Here is a 4,265-nt window from a genome sequence, read left to right on the forward strand (position 1 = left end):
ACCGTCAGGCAGAATGCCGACAATGCGCGGCAAGCCAATCAACTGGCAGCATCCGCATCCGAAGTCGCCGCCAAGGGCGGGGCAGTCGTGTCGCAAGTGGTCGATACGATGGGTTCTATCAATGCCTCGTCGCGAAAGGTCGTTGATATTATCGGCGTCATCGATAGCATCGCATTCCAGACCAATATCCTGGCGCTGAATGCAGCGGTGGAAGCGGCCCGCGCTGGCGAACAGGGGCGCGGCTTTGCGGTGGTTGCCTCCGAAGTGCGCAATCTGGCGCAACGTTCAGCCGCTGCCGCCAAGGAAATCAAGGAATTGATTGGCGACTCGGTCAGCAAAGTCGATATCGGCGCCAAGCTGGTCGACCAGGCTGGCGCCACGATGAGCGAAGTCGTCGACAGCATCAAGCGCGTGACCGACATCATGAGTGAAATTACGGCCGCCAGCCAGGAACAAAGCGCCGGGATAGAGCAAGTCAATCAAGCCATCGGCCAGATGGATCAGGTCACCCAGCAGAATGCGGCGCTGGTGGAAGAGGCTGCAGCCGCGGCTGCTTCGCTGCAGGATCAGGCGGGTAATCTGTCGCAAGTGGTAAGCGTGTTCAAGCTCGGTGCAGGGTATGCAACGGAGGCCAGATCGCTGAAGACGGTCAGCCGTCCGGCCCGGCCTGCAGTCGCCCCTGCAGCGCAGCGAGTGGCTCGCAACACTGCGCGTCCGGCGGTGGCGATGGATGCACCAAAACGTGAGGTGCGTGCGCCGTCTTCCAGTGATGTCGATTGGGAAGAGTTTTAAAGTCGCCGGATCACGCTGATCTTTCAGCCTGTTCCTGGCTGTTTTTATTCTCAATACAATTTCTGTACCTGGTACCCGCGTTGCTGCAGCAGCGCGGGTACACCTTTATTACCCAGCAAATGCAGTGCACCGACGGCGACAAAGCTGGTCTTGTCGTTTTTCAACAGCGTTTCTATCTGCTTCGCCATGTTCGGATTGCGCTGATCCAGCATCACGCGCTGCATGAATCTGGCTGAGGTGGATGGGTCGTTTTGTATTTCCAGTAGCGCCGCCTCCAGTGCCTTGCTGTCTGCGCCTTGCCATGCAGCGATCAGTCGCAAGCCTTTTTTCATCGCCTGCCCATCTGCCAGTTCGGCCAGATTCTCTTTCAGGTATTCCTCCTGTTGTGCGCCTTTCATGCTGTCGAACAGTGCGAGTTGATAGTCGGCAGTTTCCAGCCCTTGCACGGTTTTATTCTGCGTTTTTGCCAGCGCCAGGAAATACAGCTCTATTCCTTGCTCGATCGGAAAGCCATTGCGTGCCATTTCATCCATGATCAGCATGTTGACCGCCATCCACGGCTTCATGCGGGCGATGCTTGCAAGAGGGATGCCGGCGCGTTGCAAGGCGAGCTGCAATTTTTTCATGCTGTCGGCCGACAGGTGCTGTGCGATGGTTTGCCCATCCGGATAAATCCCGTGTCGCATGATGGCTTGCTGGAGCGCCGCCGTATCGCGTATATCCACTTCTATCACCAGCTTGCCGGCTTCTGACAATGCGCGTGTCACTTGCGGTTCGAGTGGGTAGAATGAGGTCTGGCCTACGTGCACGGTGCCAAACAGATAGCTGGTGTTGCCACGGTAGTCGACGCGGTACAGCATGCCGCGTTTCGGTGCCGCAGTTTTTTGCGCGACTGATGGCGCTGGCTGGGCCGCAGCGTAGTCTGCCTGTGCATGCACGCTGTACAGACTGAACAGTGCGGCAAGAATAAAAACGATATGACGACGCATGTAATTTCCCTGAATTGTATGGACAAGCTGATGCATGAAAATGAAGCGAACTAACGATGCGTGAGCTGACCTGGCTGTTCGATCTGGACAACACGCTGCATGATGCATCGCATGCGATTTTCCCCGCGATCAACCTGAACATGAACGCCTACATCGCGCAGGTGTTCAGCGATGAAGGCTCGGCCTCCGATGATGCGGCAGTCAATGCTGCGCGCGTCGCCTACTGGCAGCGTTACGGCGCCACGCTGCTGGGTATGGTAAATCATCATCAGGTGCGGCCCGAGGATTTCTTGCGCGAGGCGCATCGTTTCGACGATTTGCCGACGATGATACGCGCCGAGCGCGGCCTGGCACGCTTGCTGCGCCGCCTGCCGGGCCGCAAGATCCTGCTGACGAATGCGCCGCGTCGTTATTCGCATGAAGTGCTGCGGCATCTGGGCTTGCACAGGCATTTTGCCAAACATGTGCCGATAGAAGCGATGCGCGTGCATGGCCGCTTGCGGCCGAAACCATCTAAGCAGATGCTGCGCAAATTGCTGGCCAGGGAAGGCATAAGGCCACGCCGCTGCGTGCTGGTGGAAGACACGGTCGGGCATTTGAAAGGCGCCAGGGAGCTGGGCATGGCGACCGTGCTGGTCACGCAATACCTGGCCAGCGATTCAAGCAAGGGGGCCGCGATGGGCGGGCGCGCAACAAGCCCGTTCAGAAAACGCCCTATTTATGTTGATGTCAAAGTAAAATCTGTAGGGCAACTGTTCCGGCAGATGCACCGATTGCGGTAGTCCGATTGCTTACCATCCTAAAAATATAATCATGGCAACCACCAAACCAGGCGAACGCAAACTGCAGATACTCCAGACTCTGGCGTCGATGCTGGAGCAACCCAAGGGAGAGAAGATCACCACCGCGGCACTGGCTGCGCGGGTGGAGGTATCGGAAGCGGCGCTGTACCGGCATTTCGCCAGCAAGGCGCAAATGTTCGAGGGTCTGATCGAGTTCATAGAATCGACCGTGTTCGGCTTGATCAACAAGATCACCGAGCAGCAGGAAAACGGCCTGTCGCAGGTGCAGGCGATCGTGCTGATGCTGCTCAATTTCGCCGAACGCAATCCCGGCATGACGCGCGTGATGATAGGCGATGCACTGGTCAATGAAGACGAGCGCCTGCAGGCAAGGATGAATCAATTCATAGAGCGCATAGAGATGGCGCTCAAGCAATCGCTGCGCGTGGCCGCCACGCAAGGGCAGGCGAACGAAGCGGAAGTCGCCGCGCGCGCCAACCTGATAGCCAGCGCGGTGCTCGGGCACTGGCAGCGCTATGCCAAGACCGGCTTCAAGCAAAATCCATCGGCCCATGCGCAGGCGCAGATCGCGATGCTGCTGGCCTGAGCGCGGCTGAAAACCATGGTCTGAGCACCATCTAACAGGTGCCGGCAAGCCAGTCCCGCTTGGCCGTACAATAGCGGCTGCCTTGCCTCACTTGCCCTGACTTATGTCCCTGCCTGTTCCCGCCGATTCCATTACTGATTGCTTTGCGCTGCTCGACGATAGCGATGCCAGCGCGGCCTATCCGCGCTCGCGTCTGTACAGCAAGCATGTCGGCACCCTGACTTGCCAGCGCGCCGATCAGCTGCCGGCCCTGCTGCAGCAGATGCAGCAGGCATTGCAGCAAGGCCAGTTCGCAGTCACTTTATTCAGCTATGAACTGGGCGCCGCCCTGCATGGCATTGCGCCGCATGCTGCTGCAACTTCCGTCGCCCAGCCGCTGGCTGAAATCCTTTTGTTCGAGCGCTGCGAAACACTGTCAGCGGAACAGGTGGCGGCATGGCTGGCGCAACAGCAGCAAACAGCGCCGGCCGGGATTGCAAATGTACATGCGGATATCAATGAGACGACATTCGATGCCGCCATTGCGCGCATCCACGATTACATCGTGGCCGGCGACACTTACCAGGTCAATTACACATTCCGCTTGCGCTTCGATGCCTATGGTTCCTTGCCTGCCTTGTATCGCCGCCTGCGCGCGCGCCAGCCCGTGCCGTATGGCGCCCTGATCGCCTTGCCGGATGGCCGTGCGGTCATGTCGCTGTCGCCGGAATTATTTGTGCGGCATGCAAATTCCCAGCTGACCGTGCAACCGATGAAAGGCACTGCGGCTGCCAGCGGCGACATGCAACAGGATGAGGCGTCTGCGCATGCACTGGCATCGGACCCGAAGAACCGTGCAGAAAATTTGATGATCGTCGATCTCTTGCGCAACGATCTGGGACGCATCGCCGACATCGGTTCGGTTGCAGTCGAAAATTTATTCGAGGTGCAGCGCTACAGCAGCGTGCTGCAGATGACCTCGACCGTGCATGCGCGCTTGCGCGATGAGCTTGCGTTGCCGGAAATCTTCGCGGCGCTGTATCCCTGTGGTTCTATCACTGGCGCACCCAAGCACAGGACGATGCAAATCATCCGCGAGCTGGAAGCCAGTCCGCG

Annotated in this window: 5 protein-coding genes; 4 read left to right on the top strand and 1 reads right to left on the bottom strand. The window is 58.4% G+C overall.

The features are described 5' to 3' along the window. On the top strand, positions 1 to 792 hold a 792-nt coding region (locus tag Q7T06_RS07530), incomplete at its 5' end, for a methyl-accepting chemotaxis protein (RefSeq protein ID WP_304782801.1). A 50-nt stretch (positions 793 to 842) separates the two neighbouring features. On the opposite strand, the gene Q7T06_RS07535 is transcribed toward Q7T06_RS07530, so the two are convergent. After that, a complete protein-coding gene (locus tag Q7T06_RS07535) occupies positions 843 to 1,781 on the bottom strand; it encodes a TraB/GumN family protein (protein WP_304782804.1) in 939 nt (312 codons plus the stop codon). Between the two features lie 56 nt (positions 1,782 to 1,837). Here Q7T06_RS07535 and Q7T06_RS07540 point away from each other — a divergent pair, with 56 nt between their 5' ends. The 3 genes from Q7T06_RS07540 to Q7T06_RS07550 form a co-directional block, all read left to right on the top strand. Then, a complete protein-coding gene (locus Q7T06_RS07540) occupies positions 1,838 to 2,563 on the top strand; it encodes a pyrimidine 5'-nucleotidase (RefSeq protein WP_304782807.1) in 726 nt (241 codons plus the stop codon). Positions 2,564 to 2,594: 31 nt separating this feature from the next. Continuing rightward, positions 2,595 to 3,170, top strand: a complete 576-nt coding sequence (slmA, locus tag Q7T06_RS07545; RefSeq protein ID WP_304782812.1) for a nucleoid occlusion factor SlmA — start codon at positions 2,595 to 2,597, stop codon at positions 3,168 to 3,170. A gap of 103 nt (positions 3,171 to 3,273) precedes the next feature. Then, positions 3,274 to 4,265, top strand: a 992-nt coding sequence (locus Q7T06_RS07550) for an anthranilate synthase component I family protein (RefSeq protein ID WP_304782815.1), incomplete at its 3' end; no start/stop codon positions are given.

This window comes from Herminiimonas sp. (assembly GCF_030645555.1).
GTDB lineage: Bacteria > Pseudomonadota > Gammaproteobacteria > Burkholderiales > Burkholderiaceae_D > Oxalicibacterium.